This is a genomic window from Clostridium hydrogeniformans DSM 21757 (assembly GCF_000686705.1).
Lineage (GTDB): Bacteria > Bacillota > Clostridia > Clostridiales > Clostridiaceae > Clostridium_Z > Clostridium_Z hydrogeniformans.
The window spans coordinates 332125-355646 of record NZ_JMLJ01000003.1; the positions used below are offsets into that span (position 1 = coordinate 332125).

Consider the following 23522-nt stretch of genomic DNA (forward strand, 5'->3'; position numbering starts at 1 on the left):
CTAATTAACTATTAAAACAAATATAATTCTTGGTTTTAAATTATAAGATAAAAACTTTAACTTATAATAACTAAGATTTTCAATGAGATAACTCAACTAGTATCTGAAGTTAATTTACATTAAGATATAATATTTAACAATATCTTTAGTACATTAATGAACCAACACCTTAAAGTTAAAAAAAAAGCCAACTTAATCACATATTAACTATTAAGAGAACTTAATAGTATGATAAGTCAGCATATCTTTTTTAACTACTTTATTACATTTAGTGCTATAGTGTTTGCCGCGAATAATACTGCTACAACTACCGTTGCTTTAGAAAGTAGTGCTTCTCTTGTTCTAGATTTATTCTTGCTAAAGAAAGTTTCCGTGGTTCCTGTTACAAATCCCTTTAATCCGTCTGCTTTACTTGGCTGAAGTAAAACTACAATTACTAATAATGTAGATAATATAAATTCCAATATAACTAAAATATTGTGCACAGCACTACGCCTCCATTCAAAACATAAGTTTTAATATATGCACCCATTCTAACATATAACATTGAATTATACAATATATTTAGAACTTATAACTGGAATTTTTTATATATTTTTTCAATAATTTAAATTTAGAAACGAAATACCCTTGCATTATACAAGGGTATTTATTATTTAAGATTCAAGACTACTTTCTATCTTTTACGTTGTAGAAAGCATCTCTTCCTCCATATTCTGCCATATCTTCTAATTCTTCTTCAATTCTTAATAATTGGTTGTACTTAGCAACTCTTTCTGATCTTGCTGGAGCACCAGTTTTTATTTGTCCTGCATTAACTGCAACAACTAAATCAGCTATAGTTGTATCTTCAGTTTCTCCTGATCTATGAGAAACAACTGCTGTATATCCAGCTCTTTGAGCCTTTTCTATAGCATTTAAAGTTTCTGTTAATGTACCTATTTGGTTTAACTTTATTAATATAGAGTTAGCAACCTTTCTATCAATACCCATTGTTAATCTTTCAGTGTTTGTAACAAATAGGTCATCTCCAACTAATTGAACTCTGTCTCCAAGCTTTTCAGTTATTAACTTCCAACCTTCCCAATCTTCTTCTGCCATTCCATCTTCAATAGATATTATTGGGTACTTATTACATAAGTCTACATAGAAGTCAGCCATTTCTTCTGGGCTTAGAACCTTACCCTCTCCCTTTAAGTTGTACTTACCATCTTCAAATATTTCTGAAGATGCAGGGTCAAGAGCTATGAACATTTCCTTACCAGGAGCATATCCAGCCTTTTCTATAGCTTCTATTATAACTTGTATTGCTTCTTCGTTTGACTTTAGGTTTGGAGCGAATCCACCTTCATCACCTACTCCAGTTTCATAACCCTTAGATTTTAATATTCCCTTTAGGGCATGATATACTTCAGCAGACATTCTTAAAGCTTCACTAAATGAAGGAGCTCCTACTGGCATTACCATGAATTCTTGAAGGTCTACATTGTTATCTGCATGCTTTCCTCCATTTATTATGTTCATCATTGGAACTGGTAGAACCTTAGCATTTACTCCACCTATATATTGATATAGAGGTAATCCTAAGTACTCTGCAGCAGCTCTAGCACATGCTAAGGAAACTCCAAGCATAGCATTAGCTCCTAACTTACCCTTATTATCTGTTCCATCTAATTCTATCATTGTTTTGTCTATAGATACTTGATCAAATATGTTTGCTCCTACAAGTTCAGGTGCTATAACTTCATTTACATTTTCAACAGCTTTTAAAACACCCTTACCATTGTACTTTTCCTTATCTCCATCTCTTAACTCTACTGCTTCAAATATTCCAGTAGAAGCTCCTGATGGAACTGCTGCTCTTCCAACTGTACCATCTTCTAATGTTACTTCAACCTCTACAGTTGGGAAACATCTTGAGTCAAGAATTTGTCTTGCATATACGTCTACAATTTCAACATAATTTTTCATAAAATATTACCTCCTAAAAACTGCTATATGATTTTAAGTTTAAAATAACAAACTTATTATTATCTTAATCTTAAACATAAATACCTATATTCAGTATGTAGTAATATTTTCTTCAATTTCACTTATTTTTATTCAGTAGAAAATATTACTTTTATATCTATAATTATATTAGTATTGAAATCCATTTTCAAGTGTTAAACAAAATCATTATTAAATAATTATAATTTCCAACAATGTAATTGCTTACATTGTTTAATTACTAATATTATAACCTGTATTTACTAAAATCCATATATAAATATAATTTCTTTTTTATAAGTAATTATACCTTATATCCATTAAATTCTTGTGATAATTGATTTATTTAAATTATTATCTTTTAGTTCCCTTATATATTTTTCTTAATATACTGCTAGTGAACTATTATATTTAGGATGTGATGTTTTGAAAAAAACTATTTTCTCTCTCTCCTTATTACCCCTTCTTTTAATTGGCTGTACTTATAAAAGTGAAAGTTTAGAACCCCCTAAGAAAATAGAAATTAAGTCAACCATAGAATACCCTTCTGAAGAAGAACTTTTAAAAATTGTAGCCAAAGGAGAAGAGCTCCTTAAAACCCTATTTAAAGGCAGTGCTTACTATGATAAAAACCCCATATCCCTTAATGGTTTTACCTATGGTAAATATACTAACTACAATTCTAAGGAAGAAATTTTAGAAAAGCTTTCTCCTTATTTTAAGAAAGAAGTTATTGATAACATTTTAAATAGATATATGATAACTATTAATAAAACCTTATACTTTGTCATGGGAGATGCTGGCTTAAGAGTTAATTATGATAAATCTGAAAAAAACTTTCATTTTGATAAAGATAAAATAACTGTTACCTTTTTAGATAAATCATTAGAAGTAGAAGAGAAAAAAGTATTAAAGCTTATAAATGGAAAATGGAAATTTTGTGAGTTTTGGTATGTATAAGAAGTATAGTATAAAAGAAACACTAAGGGATTATAAAAATATAACCCATAGTGTTTCTTTTTAGGTATATATTATTTTAAGCTTCTTCAAAAGGGAAACTATACTTACTTAAATTAAGTTCTTTCTTTAAAGTAATCATATCCTTTTGAAGAGCAGCATTTACTGGAACTCCCTTATCTTTTCTATAAAGCCATGCTTCATGTTCCTTTTCTCCTGGAGTAAATATTTTATCATGCCCTGGAGCTTTTTTAGAGTTACGTAAATCCCTAAGAATATCTCCTGTGCTCTTCTTAAACTTATCTACATCTATAAAATGCTCTACATCAATGGCTATAAAGAAATGTCCTAGTCTATAAGGAACCTTATTTCCTTCTTCATCAAAGCCTAAAAGTCCCTTAAGGAAGGCTCCTCCTTGCAATGCAGCACTTAAAATTTCTACAACAGTTGCATATCCATAGCCCTTATACCCTCCACCATCTTCTCCAATTCCTCCAAGTGGTGCTAAAGCAGCCTTACCTTTAACTAGATCCTTAAGGACCTCATGGGTATCAGTTCTTGCATTACCATTCTCATCAATAACCCAGCCTTCTGGAATATCTTTTCCCATTCTGTCATATACCTCAATTTTACCTCTTTGACTTATGGATGTTGCACAATCTAAAAAGAATGGGAATTCCTCATCACTTGGCATTGCAAAAGTTAATGGATTAGTTCCAAGCATATTTTCCACCCCAAAGGTAGGAGCTATACTTGGTCTTGCATTAGTTCCTGTTATTCCTATCATATTATTCTCTACAGCCATTAAAGGATAATATCCAGCAATACCATAGTGAGTTGAATTTCTTACAACCACCATTCCCATTCCATAGATTTTTGCCTTTTCTATGGCCATTTCCATAGCTTTTTTACTGATAACATGACCCATTCCATTATGCCCATCTATAACTGCCGTTGCCATCTTATCTCTAACTATTTCAATATTAGTAACAGGGTCTTGTATACCTTCTTTTATTCTATCATAATATATTGGCTTTAATCTTCCTATTCCATGGGAATCTATTCCTCTCATATCTGCTTCTATTAAAACATCAGCACAGATTTTAGCATCCTCTTCCTTAACACCCACGCCTTTAAATACGTCTATCATAAAGTTATGCATTGTCTCAAAGTCTATCCAATAAATATTTTCCTTCATATTTACACCTCTTCGTTTAAGTTTTCAGAATTTACTTACATTATATTTCTATGGATAATAATAGTCAACTAATAACCATTAACCTATTTTAAAGAAAATCAAACTACTTTTAAGGATATAGAAGGAATCTTCCTTCAGATGGTGTTTTTTCTACCTTCTATATATTTCCAAAGTTGTTTTCTATATATAATATTATAAGCTTAAAGTAAGTTGTTCCTTAAGTTTAATTATTTCTTTTATTAATACTATAGATATCTACAATATACCATTAAATTATTCCTTAAATTTTTATTTAGTAACTTTATAGATGATAGGAAAAATTATTGGATAAGTTTAATTTCTCTGTGACTATCTATAATAAAGATCCTTACTCAAAAGTAATTATAATCAAAACCATAAAAAAAATTAGTGAAACTCATAAAATAGAGTCTCACTAATTCTAATCCGTTATACAAATATCTTAAAGATTCCCCTAAATAATATAGTCCATATGGAGAAGTCATTTCCCCCAAAAGCTCTAAGGAAATCTGGTATAGTTTCAGTAAGAAGTCCAATAGATATACCTGCAAATAAAATTAAAAGTACTCCATTAAGGATACTTGAGATAATAACGCCTCTTACTCCTCCTTCTGAGTTTGCAAACACTGCAGCTGGACCTATATCAAAGAAACATGCCACTGTTAAAGGTATTAAAGCAACCTTAAATAATCCCATATAAGAAACTATAACTATGGTTATAACACTGGATATCATACTTACTATAAAGCCTATTAAAACAGCATTAGGAGCAAAAGGGAATACCATAGGACAATCTAAAGCAGGTACTGCTCCCTTAATAAACTTATCTGATATTCCTTTAAATGCTGGTATTATTTCAGACATCATAAGTCTTACTCCTGCAAGTAATATGTATAATCCTGCTCCAAAGGTAAATCCTTGTATTATAGCATAAACAAAAAAACTAGCGAAAACTTCTTTTCCTTCTCCAAATATCATAACTCTAGAACCTTGTCCCACTATAATTCCCACAGCTAAATAAACAATAATCATGACTATAGATGTAGTTATTGTAGTCTCTCTTAAAAATCCTAAGGACTTTGGAAGCTTTAAATTCTCTGTAGACTTTTCCTTATTTCCAAGAAATCTACCAACATAACCTCCTATTAAACTAAATCCTAGGGTAGTGTGTCCTATAGTAAAGGAATCATCTCCCGTAACATTTTTTACAAAAGGTCTTATAAGTGCTGGTGTTATTATTATGTATAATGAAAGTATTATAGTTGAAAATATAAATAAGTTCATTCCTGAAAGATTCATTTCTACCCCAATGGATACACATATAACTGCCATCCAGAATAATATATGACCTGTTAAAAATACATTCTTTATCCTTGTAAATCTTGCTACTATTATATTTATTATAAAAGCTGATAACATAACAATTCCTATAGAGAAACCATAGGTATCAATAAATGCTGTGGTTCCCATATAAGAGGCACCTGCAGCTTCTTCAATTCCATATAGAGCATTAAAAGCCTTAGATATAGGCTCTATTGCTGCCGCTATAATGTCTACACCCTTCATAAGGACTATTACCCCTACTATGGTCTTTCCTGTTCCTTTTATTATATCCTCTATGGATTTCTTTTGAAAAATTAATCCTAGGAGACTTATTATTCCTAAAAATAGAGGTGGTTGTTTCATTATTTCATTAACTAAAAAACTTATTCCCTTCATAATTACCTTCTAGATGTTATTTTAAAATTCCCTTTATAACATCTAATCCTTTCTCTTTTATTTCATCTTTACTTAAAAAATTATTTATTTCTATAACTGGTACCTTAACCTTACTTTTTAACTCTTCATAAAACTCTTTAGATGTAAATATTAAGTCACAGTTATTAGATGGAGCTGCCATTATCTCTTCTGAAAAAACTTCTGCATCTATACTTTCACTATTTAAAACACTTTCAATATTCATCTTTAATATTAAGCTTGTTCCTACTCCAAATCCACATACTGTCATTATCTTAATTTTATTCATGTTATTCCCCCTTATCTTATAAATAATTAAGCTATTTTTTATAAGGAACAATAAACTCTTATACATTAATAGCTTTTAAAACTTTTTCCTTATCCTTTTCTTCCATTAAGTATTTTATATTTTTTTCATCACTTAAAAACTCTGCAATACTTCCTAAAGCTTCTATATGATTACTCTTACTGGTAGCTGCAAGGGTAAGTACCACATATACAGGATCCTTATCACAATTAAAATTTACTGGCTTCTTTAAAGTAATTAAGCTTATAGCATCTTCTTTAACATTCTCACTAGGTCTTCCGTGGGCTATGGCTACCCCATTAGTTATAACTATATAAGGACCAAATTTCTCTACCACTTCTATGGCATCATTTATATAAGCTTTTTCAACCTTGTTCTCTTTAACAAGAAGATTACCTGAAACTTCTATAGCATCTTTCCAAGTATTAGCATCCACCTGAAGTTCCACAGTATTATAAGTTAAAAGTTTTTTCAAAATGTTCTCACCTCCCCATAACTCCTTATTAATTATAAGAAATAAATCACTTTATTTCTAGGAAACCTTTCATGTATTTATAATACTTATAGAAATTCATATTTCTATAGAAAATTCTTATATACTCTACAACTATTTATTATTGTGATTTTAAAGTCTAGCCTAAAAGAGTCATATATAAAAAATAGTATAACCTAAGTTATGGGAATAAAACGTACCCTATAAAATAGACTTTTTATCATGTCTACTCTATAGGGTACATTTTACTTTTTATAAGAATTTTATATAAGTATATCTTTTCTCTTAAAATTAATATGTGCTATGGTATAAGATACTAAAATAGTAATAACCATAACTATAATACCATTTCTTATGGTTATACTAGGGTTTTTATACATCATAGCCAAGTCCCCACTTAATACTGAAGGAGCTTGTCCATAGGTTATAAAAATAAAGTGTGATATCTTTTTTAAGGAGCTTATAGCATTTACTAACACACTATATATTATAAAAAATGAAGTAGATACTGCCATAGATATCATACTACTCTTAAATATAGTAGACATTAAAAATACTACAGAACAAACTGTAACTATAAATAAAGTTTGGTAAGCTAAAGCTTTTAAAAGGAAGGCTGCTATAGTAATAATTTCACCACTTCCCTTAACCATATTAATAGGATGTGATCCATCTACAACCCTTGTTAAATCAAAAGCATATTGGGTTCCATATATCACAGGATAATTGGAGTTTCCAAAACCTTTAATTACCCCCATAACAATAAATGAAAGGACTTCTACAGATAGAATCATAGCTATACATACAATTACAAGAGATATAAATTTTGAGAAAAGTACCTTTCCCCTACTTATAGGTTGTACAAGTAAAAACTTTAAAGTAGGTGGTGTACATTCTCCTGATACCATATCACTACCAAATATAGATAATCCAATTGTTAAGAATATAAGTCCTAAAATACTTATTACTGTCATTATATGATTATATCCATTAAGAACATAAGGCTTTTCAGGGGTAATTCCATTTTCCTTTAAATATTTATATAATTTTAATTGATTTTCATCCCTAACTTTATGTTCATCAGGTATATCAGCATTCTTAAGCCTAGATTCTATATCTTTTATTTCCTTATCTAAATCTAAAGGAAATGGTTCATCTCCTTTACCCTCTGCTATTAATTTCTTAGCTTCCTTAGTGCTATTTTCCATATCCTCTTTATTTCTTTCCATACTTTCTTTCTTTATTTTAAGTTCAGGATCATCCTTTGTTTTCAAACTATCTTCCATTGATTTTATTTGATCCTTATAATAATCAATCTGTGATTCTGAATTCTTAACCATTTGTTTAGGTGAATCAATTTTTTTCATATAATTTGCTTCTCTATTCAAACCATAGGATAAAAGACCAATTAGTGCTATAAACATAACAAATACTACCCAAGTCTTTCCCCTTGAAAGTATTTTTATAATTTCATTTTTAATTAGCGTAAAAATCATTATTTCTCTCCCCCTTCCATAATCTCCATATACCTTTGCTCAAGCCCTCTATGTCTTCTATAAATTTCATCTACTTCTATATCTACTGCTACTAAATCCTTTACTAGGCCTGGTATTTGTCCACTTTCCACCTTAATAATTATTCCTTCTTCCTTTTTATTAAAGCTAATAACCCTCTCTATGGATGGTAAACTTGTCATAGCTACCTCTTCATTTCTTGTAAGCAGTACCACAGTTTCTTCTTCTGTATCCATACCACTTTTATTTATGCTTTCTACAGATTTTATAGTTCCATGGTTTATAAATGCAACCCTATCACATAACTGTTCTACTTCACTTAAAATATGGGAAGATACAAAAACTGCTATTCTCTCTCTTAATGCCGCTCTTTTAACTATTTCCCTAAATTCAATAATTCCATTTGGGTCTAATCCATTAGTAGGTTCATCTAAGATTAATAACTTTGGGTTAGATAATAAGGCAGCACCTAGTCCAAGTCTTTGTTTCATTCCTAAGGAATATTTTTTAACCTTATCATCTATTCTGCCTTCTAATCCTACAAGTTTTATTACTTCCTCTACCCTATCCTTTGAAACCTTTCTAATCCTAGCTATTTGCATAAGATTTTCTCTTCCTGATAAATACTTATATAGTTCTGGATTTTCAACCACTGCCCCTACATTTCTAAGAGCCTCTTCCCTGTGGGTTTTAAGATCCTTATCCATTATTCTTATAGTACCTTTATCTTGGTTTATAAGCCCTACTATCATTCTTATGGTTGTAGTCTTTCCTGCTCCATTAGGTCCTAAAAAACCAAATATTTCTCCTTCATTAACCTCTAGGGATAAGTCTTTTATTATTTCTCGCTTTCCTAGGGATTTATATAGATTTTTAATTTCTAAAGCCTTCATAGTTTCACTCCTAATTATAATATTTTACCCTGTATCAACCCTTGTTACATGCATGAAATGTAAGTAATTACATTTTATGCAATTACTTTCTGTAAACAATTATATCATATAAGTAATTATATAACCTAAAGCTTTAGAAATCTGAAAGTATTTCTTAAGAAATTATTAAATAGTAGTTTTTATATGAGGCTTTAAGTTTAAAATTTAATTCATCCCCATATCTAAACATTATAAATAAAATATATTTTAATGAATAAATTAATGCTTTATATTAAAATCCTATATAGGGTTTTCAATTTAAAATTCATCTTATGCACTACTTAAGATCTAAGGTTTTAAAGGATTTAAGTGCATGTATAAGTTAAGATTTAAGCTAAAAACCCTATAATTAAAGTAAAAAAACAGAATCCTAACTAATGTTAGAATTCTGTTTTATATAATATATTAATTATTTTATTAAACTCTTACCTGTCATTTCCTCTGGAACTGGAAGACCTATAACATTAAGCATTGTTGGTGCTATATCACTTAATCTTCCGCCTTCTCTCATTTCCTTAGCATCCTTTGATACATATATGAAAGGAACTGGCTCTGTTGTATGAGAAGTCATTGGCTTTCCTGTAGAGTAATCTATCATTTGCTCTGCATTACCATGGTCAGCAGTTATAAATACTGTTCCATCCTTTTCTAGAACTTTTTCAACTACTCTTCCAAGGCAAGTATCTACTGCTTCTACAGCCTTCTTAGCTGCTTCAAATACTCCTGTATGTCCTACCATATCTGGATTAGCATAATTTACTATTACAACATCATACTTATCAGAGTCTAATCTACTTATTAATTCATCTGTAAGTTCATAAGCACTCATCTCTGGTTTTAAGTCATAAGTAGCTACCTTTGGAGATGGTATTAACGCTCTATCTTCTCCACTATTTGGAGTTTCAACTCCTCCATTAAAGAAGAAGGTTACGTGAGCATATTTTTCTGTTTCTGCCATTCTTAATTGTGTCTTATCATTCTTAGCTAGGTATTCACCTAAAGTATTAGAGTAACTTTGTGGCTTATATGCTACATGAACATTTTCTATAGTTTTATCATATTGAGTCATAGTTACAAAAGTAAGATCTAAGTTTTCTCTTTTAAATCCTTCAAAAACTTTATCATTTATTGCTCTTGTAATTTCTCTAGCTCTATCTGGTCTAAAATTAAAGAAGATAATAGAATCCCCATTTTGGATTTTAGCTACTGGCTTCTCATCCTTCATAATAACACATGGTAGAACAAACTCATCTGTCTTATTATCATTATAAGACTTTTCTATATAGTTTACTGGATTTATTGCAGTTTCGCCTTTTCCAAGAACCATAGCATTGTAGGCAAGTTCTACTCTTTCCCATCTATTATCTCTATCCATTGCATAGTATCTTCCTGATAAAGTAGCAATTTCACCTACACCAAGGTCTTCCATATAAGCTTTAAGCTCTTCTACAGTTCCCTTACCTGATGTTGGAGAAACATCTCTACCATCCATAAAAGCATGAACATAAACCTTTGAAAGTCCCTTTTCCTTAGCCATTCTTAAAAGACCTTTTAAGTGATCTATATGAGAGTGAACTCCCCCATCAGATAATAATCCAAGAAGATGAAGAGCTGTTCCCTTATCTTTTGCATTATTCATAGCTAAGTTTAGTTCTTCATTGTTTAAATAAGCTCCTTCTTCTATTTCCTTTGTGATTCTAGTAAGCTCTTGATAAACAACTCTTCCAGCACCTATATTTAAGTGTCCCACTTCTGAGTTACCCATTTGTCCTTGTGGAAGTCCAACATCTAATCCACTAGCTGCAATTTGTGTATGTGGGTAGTTATTAAAACATTTATCATAATTAGGCTTATTTGCTGCAAGTACAGCATTACCATCAACCTTATCACTTATTCCAAATCCATCTAATATCATTAACATAACTGGTTTTTTAGCCATAATATCCCTCCTAAACCTAAAGTCCTAATTCTTATTATATTTATGTGATATTTATCCTAATAAACTTAGCTATCTTTTAGAGAATAAATAGCTTAATTAAAAGGATTGATTTTGTTCTCTGGCTCTATTAAAGCCTAAACAAAACTTAAACTTAATTTTAAAAATTTTATTTTAACTATTATAAGACTTATAAATCTTAATATTATTGTTTTTCTTTTATTAACTTAATTATACTCTTTATGTAATAAAAAAGACAATAGATATAAGGAATGGTTATCAATTAAGAGGGATTATCAAAACATTTTCACCTCTCAATCCCTCTTAATTGTTTAAGCTTACTTAAAGTCTTAAAACTTACCTTTAACTATTGTCTATGCTATTTATCAAAATTTACAATTCCAGCAAAGTCTGAAGCTACAAGGCTTGCTCCCCCAACTAAAGCTCCATCTATGTGTGGTTTTGCCATTTGCTCTTTTATAGTTCCTGGCTTAACAGATCCACCATATTGTATTCTTACCTTATCTGCTACTTCTTTTCCATGTAATCCTTCTACAATGCTTCTTATAGCTCCTATTGTGTCATTAGCTTGATCTGAAGTTGCAGTCTTACCTGTTCCTATTGCCCAGATTGGCTCATATGCTATAACAAGATCTTCTACTTCTTCCTTAGTAAGTCCCATAACATCAAGTTTAACTTGAGCTCCTATAACTTCATTAGTTATATTAGCTTCTCTCTCTTCTAAGCTTTCTCCAACACATAGTATAGGAGTTATGTTGTGGCTAAATGCTGCCTTAATCTTCTTATTTACAGTTTCATCTGTTTCATTAAAGTATTGTCTTCTTTCACTATGTCCTATTACTACATAATGAACTCCCATATCTTCAAGCATTCCTGGAGCTATTTCTCCAGTAAAGGCACCCTTTTCTTCAAAGTGCATGTTTTGAGCTCCTATTTTTATATCAGTTCCTTCTACTGCTTTTAATGCAGCATCTAATGATGTGAAAGGTACGCAAAGAACTACATCACAGTTTGCTCCTTTAACAAGTGGCTTTAATTCCTCTATTGTTTTAACTGTTTCAGAAACAGTATAGTGCATTTTCCAGTTTCCAGCTATTATTGACTTTCTCATTGTTAAACACTCCTTTTAATTTTAATTTATAATTCACCATTGATAACTAATCAATAGCCAATTATAAATTAAACTTAGGTATTTTAAGAAAATAATTAGTCAAATATGCCCTTAATATCCTATGGAAGTTCAGTAAATATAATATGCTTTTAAAAATTATATAAACATAGTGTCTTCACCAAGTATAACATAAGATATATAAGCATAATGACTAATTATTTAATTGAAAAATTTTATATATTATTTATTATTTAAAGCTGATATTCCTGGAAGGTCTTTTCCTTCTAAGAACTCAAGAGATGCTCCACCACCTGTTGATATATGAGTCATTTTATCTCCAAAGCCTAATATATTAACAGCAGCTGCACTATCTCCTCCCCCAATGATTGTTGTAGCATCTGAGCCTGCCATAGCTTTTGCAACTTCTATAGTTCCCTTAGCAAAGTTTTCAAACTCAAATACTCCCATTGGTCCATTCCATATTACAGTTTTAGCTTCCTTAACTGCATCAGCATAAATTTTTGAAGTTTTTGGTCCTATATCAAGTCCCATATGTCCTTCTGGTATATTTTGATCCTCTGTTATAACTGGAGTTGCATCACTGCTAAACTTATCTCCAACTACATTATCTAATGGAAGTAATAGCTTAACACCCTTAGCCTTAGCTTTCTCCATCATTTCTTTAGCGTAATCCACCTTATCTGCTTCAAGTAATGAAGTTCCGATTTCATATCCTTGAGCTTTTAAGAAGGTATATGCCATTCCTCCTCCTATTATTAGGGTATCTACCTTATCTAATAGGTTGTTTATAACATTTATCTTATCTGAAACCTTAGCTCCTCCAAGTATTGCAACAAAAGGTCTCTCTGGATTTTCAACAGCTTCTCCAAGGAACTTAAGCTCCTTTTGTATTAAATATCCACATGCTGCTTCATTTACAAAGTTTGTTACTCCAACTGTTGAACAGTGAGCTCTATGAGCTGTTCCAAAGGCATCATTTACATAAACATCAGCTAAAGATGCAAGATCCTTTGAGAAAGTCTCTTCATTCTTTCCTTCTTCTTTTCTAAATCTTGTGTTTTGAAGAAGTACTACATCCCCATCCTTCATTGACTCTACTGCCTTCTTAGCATTTTCTCCAACTACATTGTCATCTGCTGCAAAAACAACTTCTTTTCCTAACATTTCAGATAGTCTCTTAGCTACTGGCTCAAGGCTTAATGCTGGATCTGGACCCTTAGCCTTTCCAAGGTGAGAACATAGTATAACTCTTCCACCATTGTCTACTAAGTACTTTATAGTTGGCATTGCTCCAACTAATCTGTTTTCATCAGTGATTTTGCCCTCACTTAGTGGTACGTTAAAATCACATCTTACTAATACCTTTTTACCTTTAACTTGTAAATCTTCTACAGTCTTCTTATTAAATTTCATTTTATCCACCTCTTTACTTTCTATTGATGGTACTACATAAATTTATCCTAACCTTAAAGTCCTATCATCTATAATTTCAAACTTTTATATAAAAGTTTGAAAACTTTAGAATGAAACTACCTAGAACTTAAGATAAATAAAACTCATGTAAATTAAGCTAAATTTTATATTTTAATGTTTAATTAAAGCCATAAATATTATATCATAGAAATAATTATTCCAATAAGCATATATTATTATAAAATATTATACATTTTAAAAACTTATATCATATTATGTGTTATACAAAAGGTCTGGCCTTATAGCCTAAGATAACTACAAAACCAGACCTATATATGCCTTTAATTTGCTCTATTTAAAGTTTTAATTATTTTGCAGCATTAACAAAATACTTTAAAGTTCTTATTAATTGAGAAGTGTAAGACATTTCATTGTCATACCAAGAAGCAACCTTAACTAATTGCTCTCCATTAACTTCCATAACCTTAGTTTGAGTTCCATCAAATAATGAACCGAAGTTTATTCCTATGATATCAGAAGATACTAATGGCTCTTCAGTATATCCAAATGATTCATTACTTGCAGCCTTCATTTCAGCGTTTATTTCTTCAACTGTAACCTTCTTACCTAAAGTACATACAAGCTCTGTTAAAGAACCAGTTATAACTGGAACTCTTTGAGCTCCTCCATCAAGCTTTCCAGCAAGTTCTGGTATAACTAATCCTATAGCCTTAGCTGCTCCAGTTGAGTTTGGAACTATGTTTGCAGCTGCTGCTCTTGCTCTTCTTAAGTCCTTCTTAGAGTGAGGTGCATCTAAAGTATTTTGGTCGTTTGTGTAAGCGTGGATTGTTGTCATAAATCCTTTTGTCATACCAAACTTATCATTTAATACCTTAGCCATTGGTGCTAAACAGTTTGTTGTACAAGATGCTCCAGATATAACTGTTTCTGATCCATCTAATACATTTTGGTTTACGTTAAATACAACTGTTTTTAAATCTCCTGTTGCTGGTGCAGATATAACAACCTTCTTAGCTCCAGCTTGGATGTGTCCTTCTGCCTTTTCCTTTGATGCGAAGAAACCTGTACATTCTAGAACTACGTCTACTCCAAGTTCTCCCCAAGGTAAGTCAGCTGGGTTTCTTTCAGCAGTAACTTTTATTTCTTTTCCATTAACTACGAAAGCTCCTTCTTTAACTTCTATATCTCCATTGAATCTTCCTTGAGCTGAGTCATACTTAAATAAGTGTGCTAATGTTTGTGCGTCTGTTAAGTCGTTTATAGCAACAACTTGAAACTCAGGGTTTTCAATCATTAATCTTAATGCTAATCTTCCTATTCTACCAAATCCGTTAATTGCAACTTTTACCATTACAAATACCTCCTAAAACTTTTATATAAATTTATTTATAATAAATATTTATAATAAATATCTATATACATATTTAATATTTAAGATAAGATAGCTTTTTATGCATTTTTCTTATTCTTAAACATGATTCTTATTCTTAAACATTCTCCAGTATCTTTCTTGCTGCTCCCTCGTCAGTTATAAGAACACCCTTGGATTTTCCTATTTGAGCTGCAAGGATGGCCTCTGCTTTATTTTCCCCACCTGCTACTGCTATTATGTGCTTTATCTTATCAGCATCTTCTAGGGAAATGCCTACTGAAGAGGTTGAAAATACCATATTTCCTTTTATGTCAAAATAACACCCGTAAGCTTCTCCTACTGCTCCACTATTAGTGATGGAAGAAATCTTATCTTCTGATAAACCTCTTTTATATCCCATATGCTCTGCCCTACCTATACCATATATAAGAATATCTGCTTTCTTTATATTAGAAGCTACTTCCTTTATTTCATCTTCATTTAATATGGTACTTAAGGCTTTCTCACTTAGATTATCTGGTACATGAAGCATTTTATACTGAGCATTAATTTTCTTTGCAAGGGATGCTGCTAAAGTATTAGCTTGGGTTTCAACATTTCTTCCCATACCACCTCTTGCAGGAACTACTAAAACTCCAGGCATACTGTGTAGCTTAGGTAAGTTGTCCACCATCTCCTTCACAGTTGTTCCTCCAGCTAAAGCAATTATGCTATTTTCCTTTATAAGAGACTTAATATAGTTTCCTGCTGCTCTCCCTAGCTCTTTAATAGAAGATTCATCTTCATCCATGTTTCCAGGTACAACAATGACTTCCTCTAAACCTAATAAGTCTTTTAAGTCTTTTTCCACCGTTGTAAGTCCTTTTATTTCATGGATAAAGTTTTTAAGCTTTTCTAAAACTTCTTCTCCTTCTAGGGTAACATTCATTCCTGGAGTGTTTATTTCTATAAGGTTCTGAGATTTTAAAAAGTTAACCTCACTTCTTACTATTCTTTCCCCTATATCAAGCCTATTAGCTAGTATTCTTCTACCTATTGGCTGATTATAATATATGGTTTTTAGTATATTATATCTTTTCTCCAAAAGTTCTACTAACTCTGGAACTAATTTCTGTTGTAATTTTAATATATCATTCAACTTAAACACTCCTTTGGTCTTTTTGCGTCCCAGCAAAAACTTTTGTGTCCCACATCTATTATTATAAAGTATTTTATAAATTTTTTAAATAGTTTTTTTGAAAAAATTTCTTTGATTTCATAAATTATCTCTTTCTATCTTATTTTTTTAATGTTTTTTATATAAAGTGAGAAATAATTTATAAGAATTGCTTTTTTCATATAAACCCTATAGAATTCCTATTCTATCAAGGCTTCAAGCTATACTAGAATAAACTTAAAAGTATTAGTACCTGTTAGTAACTCTCTTATAAATCCTATAATCTAAACTATAATTAAAATCTTATCTCTCTTTATACTTAGTAGGATATATAGTGAAATCCCAAGTCATATAACATAAAAATAACCCACACCTTATATATATTTTGTATAAAAGGTATGGGTTATATACTACAATCTTTTTCTTTTACTGGAGGATTTTATTCCCATCTCTTCCCTATACTTTGCAACAGTTCTTCTTGATATGTTCATATCCTTTTCATTTAAATTATCACAAATTATTTGGTCAGATATTGGTTTTTTCTTATCCTCTTCATCTATAAGTTTTTTTATAATATTTTTTATATTTACAACAGAAACATCCTCATCATTATTTCCCTTAGATATTCCTTGAGTAAAGAAGTCCTTTATTCTACTAGTCCCTCTTGGTATGTATACATATTTATCCCTAATAGCCCTACTTATTGTGGATTCATGCATAGATAATTCCTCTGCAATTTCCCTTAAGGTCATAGGTCTTAAAAAACTTTCTCCCTTGTCCAAAAACTCTTCTTGTCTCTCTATGATTTTTTCGAGAACCCTATATATAGTGCTTTTCCTCTGATCTACACTTTTCATAAGAAACATAGCACTATTCATCTTCTCTTTTACATAGCTTACAGCATTTTTATCTGAATCTTTCATAAGTATTTCTTTATACATATTGTTAATGGATAACCTTGGACTTAATTCATCATTCATTATTATTATATATTTATTATCTATCTTTCTTATATACGCATCTGGGACTATGTATTTAACCTCTTCTCCTGTATAGAAGCCTCTTGATGGCTTTGGCTCTAAAGTTTTTATGGTATCACCATAACTTTGGGCTTCCTTTGGAGTTATCTTTAGATCCTTTGCAATAACAGCATATCTATTATCAGCTATATTCTCTAAATGCTTATCTATTATATCAAAAACTTTAGTATCCTCAATTCCCTTATTTTTAACTTGAATTTTAAGACATTCCTTAATATCTCTGGCTCCTATCCCTGATGGTTCTAAACTTTGAACTATATCTAAAGCCCTTTCTAAGTCTTCTAAGCTTACTGAAATCTCTTTAGCCATAGCTTCTATAGAAATATATAAATACCCTTTATGATCTATATTTTCTATTATGTATTTACATAAGGTTTTAAAGTAATCATTTTCATTAGTTTCTATTATTTGTTCCTCTAAATACTCTTTAAGAGAGGTTTTATTTCCTATAAAAGTGAAGGGTGATACTTCATCATTATCGTAACTACCTAAGCTCTGAGAACCATAGTTATCAAATTCTAAGTATTTTATAAGGTCTTTATAGTCTATTTTATCATTAAGGTCTTTTTCTTCATATTTAGCCTCTAACACTGGATTTTCTTGAACTTCTTTATCTATAAATTCTTGAAGTTCCATACCTGACATTTGTAATAATTTTACAGAAAGTTGCATCTGCTGAGTCATTATTAGCTTTTGTTCTTGGGTCAAATTAAGCATAAAATCCATGTTCATAACTGTCACCCCTCTTTGCAAATGAATTTTTCATTATCTTTAATTAATAGTTTATATTATAACCCTAAAAAACTCAATTATAAATCCAATACTATAATTATAAAATAAACCCTAGGATTATCCTAGGGTTATTAGTTCTACTATCTTTGTCCTTTTTTATAAGGAACTCCATTTGCTGCTGGTCCTTTAGTTTTCCCAACAAACCCTGCCATTACAAGCATAGTTAATATATAAGGAAATGCTGCAAAGAATTCTTGAGGAATTCCAAGCCCCCATCCTTTAGCATAAAGTTGAAGAGTTTCTGCAAAACCAAATAGTAAACACGCAAACATGGCATTCTTAGGTTTCCAGTTACCAAATATCACAGCGGCTAAGGCAATAAATCCACGTCCACTTACCATACCTTCTCTAAAAAGGTCCATTATACCTATGGATAAAGTTGCTCCTCCAAGTCCTCCTAGAACTCCAGATAAAATAACTGCTGCATATCTTATTTTATATACACTTACTCCTAAGGTATCAGCTGCCTTTGGATGTTCTCCCACAGCTCTTAATCTCATACCAAAAGGTGTTTTAAATAATATATAATTAGTAACAAATACTAAGATTATAGCCATCCATACAAACCAGTTTAGTTCTGCAAGTAAAGATCCTATTAAAGGTATCTTGCTAAAGAACTCTTTAGGGTAAGACATAGATGCTACAGAAGCACTTTGAGATGGAGTTCCGAATACTTTAAATACAAAGAATCCAACTAAAGCCGCTGAGAACACGTTAATTCCCACCCCTGATATTACTTGATCAGCCTGTAGATGTATACTTAAATAAGCATGTAGTGCTGCAAAGGCTACTCCACCAGCTATAGCAAATAAAACTGCTATCCATGGATTCCCTGTTATATATGATCCAAGAACTGCAAAGAAAGCTCCTGCAGTCATAATACCTTCTAAGGCTATATTTACAACTCCTGATCTCTCTGAAAAAATACCTCCAAGGCTAGCAAATATTAAAGGAGTAGCAAGTCTTAAGGTTGCTGCGATTATTAAAATTACTGAACTTGTTACAGCTGTATCATTCATTTATGGTAGCCTCCTTTTTCTTCTTCTCTGCAATCCATTTAAATATATATCCTGCTGCTATAAATAGTATAACAACCCCTTGTATTAGGTAGGATATGGTCTTTGGTATTCCAAATAGCATTAATGTACCTGCACTTAAATTTAAAGCACCAAATAATATTGCTGAGAATATAACTCCTATTGGATTACTCTTAGCAACTAAGGCTACTGCTATTCCGTCCATTCCAAAATTCGGGAAGCCAAATAACTGCATAGCTTGATGTTGAACTCCAGCTACATGTATAGCTCCACCAATACCAGCAATAGTTCCTGATATAGCCATGGCAAGGATTATATTTTTCTTTATATTTACTCCACCATATTCTGCTGCATCTGGACTTAACCCTACTGCTCTAAGCTCATACCCTATGGTTGTTTTCCATAAAAGTATGTAAATTAATATAACTAATATAATAGCTATAAATATTCCAGTACTTAATCTATATTCTTCTCCTAAAAATCTAGTAAGTTGTCCGCTTTTTTCTATTATAGGGGTAGCAACAGTTCCTTCTACCTTAAACTTTTGATATACAAAATAGTTAGAGAAATGCATTGCTATAAAATTCATCATTATGGTATTAACAACTTCATTGGTTCCAAACTTAGCTTTTAAATATCCTGGTATTCCAGCCCATACTGCTCCACCTAGGGCTCCTCCTAAGATTATTAAAGGTATGTGTATAAATGAAGGAATTCCTGGTATCATTCCCACTAAGGCAGCCATAAGCATACCTATTATAAATTGACCCTCAACCCCTATATTAAAAAGACCTGTTCTAAAAGCAACTGCGTGAGCAAGCCCTGTAAATATTAAAGGTGTGGCAAAAACAAAGGTCTCAATACGCTGGGCTGGATCTCCAAAGCTTCCTTTCCAAATAGAAGAAAATAAAAGAGATATGGAGTCTCCAATGCCATTTCCACTGGATATAGTTACAAAGATAACTGAAACTAACAGTCCCATAATAACTGCACCAATAGACATTGAAAACTCTTTTAATATATTTAAAGCTTTCTTATTCTTCATTCTGTGCTCCTCCTTTATCTTCTTTCTTTAGATTTCCACCAGCCATAAGTATTCCAAGCTTTTGCTCTGTGGCATCCTTTCTATCTAAGACATCAACTATTTTTCCATCATATATTACTGCTATTTTATCTGCTAAGGCTAAAACCTCATCCAGCTCTAAAGATACTAAAAGAATTCCACGTCCTTTATCTCTTTCTTCTACTAATCTTTTATGAATATACTCAATAGCTCCAACATCTATTCCTCTAGTTGGTTGAGCAGCTAAAATCACTTCTGGATTTTTCTCTATCTCTCTTGCTATAATCATCTTTTGTTGATTTCCTCCAGATAGAGCTGACGCCATTACATCTTCATTAGGAGTTCTAACATCATAATCTTTTATAAGCTTCTTTGCATATTCTCTTATTTTGTTATAATTCATTATTATACCTTTAGCAAAAGGACTCTTATAATGATTACCCAGCACTGAATTCTCTAATAAAGAATACTTAAGTACTAAGCCTCTTCTGTGTCTATCCTCAGCAACATGAGAAAGTCCACCTTCTGTTATTTCTCTTGGAGTCTTTCCTGTAACATCTTTTCCATTTAAAGTTATCTTTCCTTCTTGAGATTTACGAAGTCCCGTAACTGCCTCTATAAACTCTGTTTGTCCATTTCCATCAACTCCAGCTAAGGCAATGATTTCCCCTCTTTTTATCTCTAGGTCCACTCCTTTTACTGCTGGAAGTCCTCTATTATCTAAGACTTTTAGATTTTCTATTTTTAAAACAGTTTCCCCTGCTTTACTTTCCTTTTTATCTACCACTAAGTTTACTTTTCTACCTACCATCATTTCTGCTAGGCTATCTATAGTAGTATCCTTTGTATTAACTACATCTATTTTTTTACCTCTTCTAATTATGGTAACCCTATCACTCATACTCATAACCTCTTTAAGTTTATGAGTTATTAGTATAATAGATTTACCTTCTTTAACTAAGTTTCTTAGTATTTTTCTAAGCTCTTCAATTTCTTGAGGAGTTAAAACTGCTGTTGGCTCATCTAGTATAAGTATATCTGCCCCTCTATAAAGAGCCTTTAATATTTCAACCTTTTGCTGTTGTCCAACAGTCATGTCCTCTATAACAGCTTTAGGATCTATATTAAATCCATATCTCTTTGATAATTCCTCAGTATCCTTTATAGCCTTTTTTATGTCTACCTTAATGCCTACCTTAGGCTCATATCCAAGAATCATATTTTGTGCTACGGTAAAATTATGCACAAGCATAAAGTGTTGGTGAACCATTCCTATACCTAGTGCTATGGCTTCTTTAGGATTTTTCATATTGGCTTTTTTCCCGTTTACAAAAATATCCCCAGATTCTTGTTGATATAACCCATATAATATATTCATAAGGGTTGTCTTTCCAGCTCCATTTTCTCCAAGGAGAACATGGATCTCCCCTTTATTAAGGTCAAAATCTACGTTATCATTTGCTATAATTCCTGGAAAAACCTTAGTAACACCCTTCATTTCAATAACTTTTTCCATAGATTTTCTCCTTCCAAATTTTAAATATAGGCTAGATGAGACCCATCTAGCCTATAAACTAAAATACTATTTTATTTCTACTGCCTTAAACTTTAATAATTCAGCTCTTGTAGCTGGAACAACAACCTTATCACTCTTTATCATTTCTTCAGCCTTCTTAGCTAAATCTTGAGCTTCCTTAGTTACTTCCTTATGAAGAGTTGGAGCTATTCCTACTGCTCCTTCTTTTACTCCTAACTTATGAAGCTTACCACCATCAAATTTTCCATCTTTTAATTCTTTTAAAGTGTTAAATACACTAACATCTACTTTCTTTTCCATAGAGAATAATATTATATCACTATAAGACTTTGCACTTGGTGTAACTGCTTGGTCTGAGTCAACTCCTATAGCAAATTTACCCATTTCCTTAGCTGCCTTGAATACTCCAAGACCAACTCCACCTGCTGCATGGTAAACTATATCTGCTCCTTGGTTATAAAGCATCTTAGCTGCTTCTACTCCCTTTTGTTGGTCATCAAAAGAGTCAACATATTTTACGAATTGTCCTGGTGTCTTCTCATCCTTTGGCATTAAAGCTTTACCAGCCTCTGGGTTTACTGACATAACTCCAGCTATAAATCCAACTTCAAACTTATTTATTACTTCTCCTTCTTTTCCACCGATAAATCCTACTTTATTAGTCTTTGTAAGTTTACCAGCCATAACTCCAGCTAGGAAAGAACCTTCATGCTCCTGGAATAATATTGATAGAACGTTTGGATTTTTAACTTCTGCATCTATTAATAAGAACTTCTTATCTGGAAGTTGCTTTGATACATTTTCCATAGCCTGAATCATCATGAAACCTGCTCCAACAGTTAGGTCTGCAGTTCCTGACATTGTCTTTAGGTTTGGCTCATAAGCATCAACAGTCTTAGATTCAATAGCATTTAATTTTTCTATGCCTAAATCTTTTGCTGCCTTTTCTATTCCTCTGTTTGCTGATTCGTTGAAGGATCCATCATTTACTCCTCCTTGGTCAGTTACAAGGCCTGATTTTACTTTTGCTCCAGTAGTAGTAGCCCCTCCCTTATCCTTGTCCTTGCTTCCACAGCCTGCAAAAATTGTAGCAACAACTGCAACTGCTGATAAAGCCGCTATTAACCTTTTTCTATTCATAAAGATACCTCCCATAGTAATTTATATATTTTAAAGTTTTAATGAATAAACATAGTTTAAGGTTTTGAAATTCAGGTTACGTAGTAACTAGGTTTTAATTTCCTCTTAGCTAAGTTATTTATAAAAACTTAGCTAACATACTATTCCCCTTGCTTTTATGTAACCTTTTTCATCTTATGTAATTCTTTACATAGAACTTATATCACATTATATACTCTCTGTTTATGGTATATAACTATATTCTTAAATAATTGTTAATAAATTTAATTTAATAGCTTATCCATAAATAAGTCTATCTTTCGTCTCTATGTAAACTTTTACAAAAGCCTTATTTGAAGAAATATATGTGTTTTCTTTACACACCCTATTTCTAGTGCTTTCACATATATTTACATCCTTTTATTCATTTTAATCTTATTTTAAAATGAATAAAAATTTTAATAAAATCAAAATTGGAAATAGAAAATACGAACATTTTACCTTTATTAAGCTTAATAGTTTGTATTTATCCCTATTTCCTCCTGTTACTAAACATTTTCATAGTGATTTTCTCATATAAATTATATCATAAAGTCGAAAAATGTGAATAGGTTTTTAACTTTTTATATAAAAAAAATATTTCTTTATTGGAAGTTTTTCTTATTTAGAGGATAGTTATCTATATATTTGTAGATAAAATTTAAAATAAGCATATCTATTACCTTTAACACTAAGTTT

The 23522-nt window shown here is 31.3% G+C and carries 19 protein-coding genes; 1 reads left to right on the plus strand and 18 read right to left on the minus strand.

Annotated elements, in window-relative coordinates; translation table 11 throughout:
- Window positions 1–254: 254 nt before the first annotated feature.
- Complete coding sequence (gene secG / locus BR69_RS0101405) at window positions 255–485, minus strand: preprotein translocase subunit SecG (protein ID WP_027631571.1); 231 nt, start codon at window positions 483–485, stop codon at window positions 255–257.
- Between the two features lie 184 nt (window positions 486–669).
- A complete protein-coding gene (eno, locus tag BR69_RS0101410; RefSeq protein WP_027631572.1) occupies window positions 670–1971 on the minus strand; it encodes a phosphopyruvate hydratase in 1302 nt (433 codons plus the stop codon).
- Window positions 1972–2415: 444 nt separating this feature from the next.
- On the opposite strand from eno, the gene BR69_RS0101415 reads away from it, so the two are divergent.
- Window positions 2416–2949: a DL-endopeptidase inhibitor IseA family protein gene (locus BR69_RS0101415; protein ID WP_027631573.1), complete on the plus strand. Its 534-nt coding sequence runs from the start codon at window positions 2416–2418 to the stop codon at window positions 2947–2949.
- Window positions 2950–3025: 76 nt separating this feature from the next.
- On the opposite strand, the gene BR69_RS0101420 is transcribed toward BR69_RS0101415, so the two are convergent.
- The 16 genes from BR69_RS0101420 to BR69_RS0101495 form a co-directional block, all read right to left on the minus strand.
- Window positions 3026–4144, minus strand: a complete 1119-nt coding sequence (locus BR69_RS0101420) for an Ldh family oxidoreductase (RefSeq protein WP_027631574.1) — start codon at window positions 4142–4144, stop codon at window positions 3026–3028.
- A 447-nt stretch (window positions 4145–4591) separates the two neighbouring features.
- On the minus strand, window positions 4592–5881 hold the full coding sequence (locus BR69_RS0101425; protein ID WP_027631575.1) for a PTS ascorbate transporter subunit IIC: 1290 nt from the start codon (window positions 5879–5881) through the stop codon (window positions 4592–4594).
- Window positions 5882–5897: 16 nt separating this feature from the next.
- Window positions 5898–6188, minus strand: coding sequence for a PTS sugar transporter subunit IIB (locus tag BR69_RS0101430; protein WP_034849041.1), 291 nt, complete (start codon window positions 6186–6188; stop codon window positions 5898–5900).
- 58 nt (window positions 6189–6246) lie between these two features.
- Window positions 6247–6681: a PTS sugar transporter subunit IIA gene (locus BR69_RS0101435; RefSeq protein WP_034849043.1), complete on the minus strand. Its 435-nt coding sequence runs from the start codon at window positions 6679–6681 to the stop codon at window positions 6247–6249.
- Window positions 6682–6962: 281 nt separating this feature from the next.
- Window positions 6963–8195, minus strand: coding sequence for an ABC transporter permease subunit (locus BR69_RS0101440; protein WP_027631578.1), 1233 nt, complete (start codon window positions 8193–8195; stop codon window positions 6963–6965).
- A complete protein-coding gene (locus BR69_RS0101445; protein ID WP_027631579.1) occupies window positions 8195–9106 on the minus strand; it encodes an ABC transporter ATP-binding protein in 912 nt (303 codons plus the stop codon). Before BR69_RS0101445 ends, BR69_RS0101440 begins: the two co-directional genes overlap by 1 nt.
- 448 nt (window positions 9107–9554) lie before the next feature.
- On the minus strand, window positions 9555–11084 hold the full coding sequence (gene gpmI, locus BR69_RS0101450) for a 2,3-bisphosphoglycerate-independent phosphoglycerate mutase (protein ID WP_027631580.1): 1530 nt from the start codon (window positions 11082–11084) through the stop codon (window positions 9555–9557).
- Window positions 11085–11460: 376 nt separating this feature from the next.
- Entirely contained in the window at window positions 11461–12213 is a 753-nt protein-coding gene (tpiA, locus tag BR69_RS0101455) for a triose-phosphate isomerase (RefSeq protein WP_027631581.1), read from the minus strand.
- 240 nt (window positions 12214–12453) lie between these two features.
- The gene (locus BR69_RS0101460) at window positions 12454–13647 is read right to left on the minus strand and encodes a phosphoglycerate kinase (RefSeq protein ID WP_027631582.1); all 1194 of its coding nucleotides are present in this window, start codon (window positions 13645–13647) and stop codon (window positions 12454–12456) included.
- A gap of 367 nt (window positions 13648–14014) precedes the next feature.
- Window positions 14015–15019, minus strand: coding sequence for a type I glyceraldehyde-3-phosphate dehydrogenase (gene gap / locus BR69_RS0101465; protein ID WP_027631583.1), 1005 nt, complete (start codon window positions 15017–15019; stop codon window positions 14015–14017).
- A 136-nt stretch (window positions 15020–15155) separates the two neighbouring features.
- The gene (locus tag BR69_RS0101470; RefSeq protein WP_027631584.1) at window positions 15156–16178 is read right to left on the minus strand and encodes a sugar-binding transcriptional regulator; all 1023 of its coding nucleotides are present in this window, start codon (window positions 16176–16178) and stop codon (window positions 15156–15158) included.
- 428 nt (window positions 16179–16606) lie between these two features.
- A complete protein-coding gene (gene rpoN / locus BR69_RS0101475) occupies window positions 16607–17962 on the minus strand; it encodes an RNA polymerase factor sigma-54 (protein WP_207640750.1) in 1356 nt (451 codons plus the stop codon).
- A 146-nt stretch (window positions 17963–18108) separates the two neighbouring features.
- Complete coding sequence (locus BR69_RS0101480) at window positions 18109–19047, minus strand: ABC transporter permease (RefSeq protein WP_027631586.1); 939 nt, start codon at window positions 19045–19047, stop codon at window positions 18109–18111.
- Window positions 19040–20110, minus strand: a complete 1071-nt coding sequence (locus BR69_RS0101485; RefSeq protein WP_034849048.1) for an ABC transporter permease — start codon at window positions 20108–20110, stop codon at window positions 19040–19042. The genes BR69_RS0101480 and BR69_RS0101485 overlap by 8 nt, the downstream gene beginning before the upstream one ends.
- Window positions 20100–21644: an ABC transporter ATP-binding protein gene (locus tag BR69_RS0101490; protein ID WP_027631588.1), complete on the minus strand. Its 1545-nt coding sequence runs from the start codon at window positions 21642–21644 to the stop codon at window positions 20100–20102. Before BR69_RS0101490 ends, BR69_RS0101485 begins: the two co-directional genes overlap by 11 nt.
- Before the next feature lie 66 nt (window positions 21645–21710).
- Window positions 21711–22805, minus strand: coding sequence for a BMP family lipoprotein (locus BR69_RS0101495; RefSeq protein ID WP_027631589.1), 1095 nt, complete (start codon window positions 22803–22805; stop codon window positions 21711–21713).
- Window positions 22806–23522 lie beyond the last annotated feature (717 nt).

Coding starts and splice junctions, on each gene's coding strand:
- eno (WP_027631572.1), bottom strand. CDS start 1,971: ATGAAAAATTATGTTGAAATTGTAGACGTATATGCAAGACAAATTCTT.
- BR69_RS0101420 (WP_027631574.1), bottom strand. CDS start 4,144: ATGAAGGAAAATATTTATTGGATAGACTTTGAGACAATGCATAACTTT.
- BR69_RS0101425 (WP_027631575.1), bottom strand. CDS start 5,881: ATGAAGGGAATAAGTTTTTTAGTTAATGAAATAATGAAACAACCACCT.
- BR69_RS0101430 (WP_034849041.1), bottom strand. CDS start 6,188: ATGAATAAAATTAAGATAATGACAGTATGTGGATTTGGAGTAGGAACA.
- BR69_RS0101440 (WP_027631578.1), bottom strand. CDS start 8,195: ATGATTTTTACGCTAATTAAAAATGAAATTATAAAAATACTTTCAAGG.
- BR69_RS0101445 (WP_027631579.1), bottom strand. CDS start 9,106: ATGAAGGCTTTAGAAATTAAAAATCTATATAAATCCCTAGGAAAGCGA.
- gpmI (WP_027631580.1), bottom strand. CDS start 11,084: ATGGCTAAAAAACCAGTTATGTTAATGATATTAGATGGATTTGGAATA.
- tpiA (WP_027631581.1), bottom strand. CDS start 12,213: ATGAGAAAGTCAATAATAGCTGGAAACTGGAAAATGCACTATACTGTT.
- BR69_RS0101460 (WP_027631582.1), bottom strand. CDS start 13,647: ATGAAATTTAATAAGAAGACTGTAGAAGATTTACAAGTTAAAGGTAAA.
- gap (WP_027631583.1), bottom strand. CDS start 15,019: ATGGTAAAAGTTGCAATTAACGGATTTGGTAGAATAGGAAGATTAGCA.
- rpoN (WP_207640750.1), bottom strand. CDS start 17,962: ATGGATTTTATGCTTAATTTGACCCAAGAACAAAAGCTAATAATGACT.
- BR69_RS0101480 (WP_027631586.1), bottom strand. CDS start 19,047: ATGAATGATACAGCTGTAACAAGTTCAGTAATTTTAATAATCGCAGCA.
- BR69_RS0101485 (WP_034849048.1), bottom strand. CDS start 20,110: ATGAAGAATAAGAAAGCTTTAAATATATTAAAAGAGTTTTCAATGTCT.
- BR69_RS0101490 (WP_027631588.1), bottom strand. CDS start 21,644: ATGGAAAAAGTTATTGAAATGAAGGGTGTTACTAAGGTTTTTCCAGGA.
- BR69_RS0101495 (WP_027631589.1), bottom strand. CDS start 22,805: ATGAATAGAAAAAGGTTAATAGCGGCTTTATCAGCAGTTGCAGTTGTT.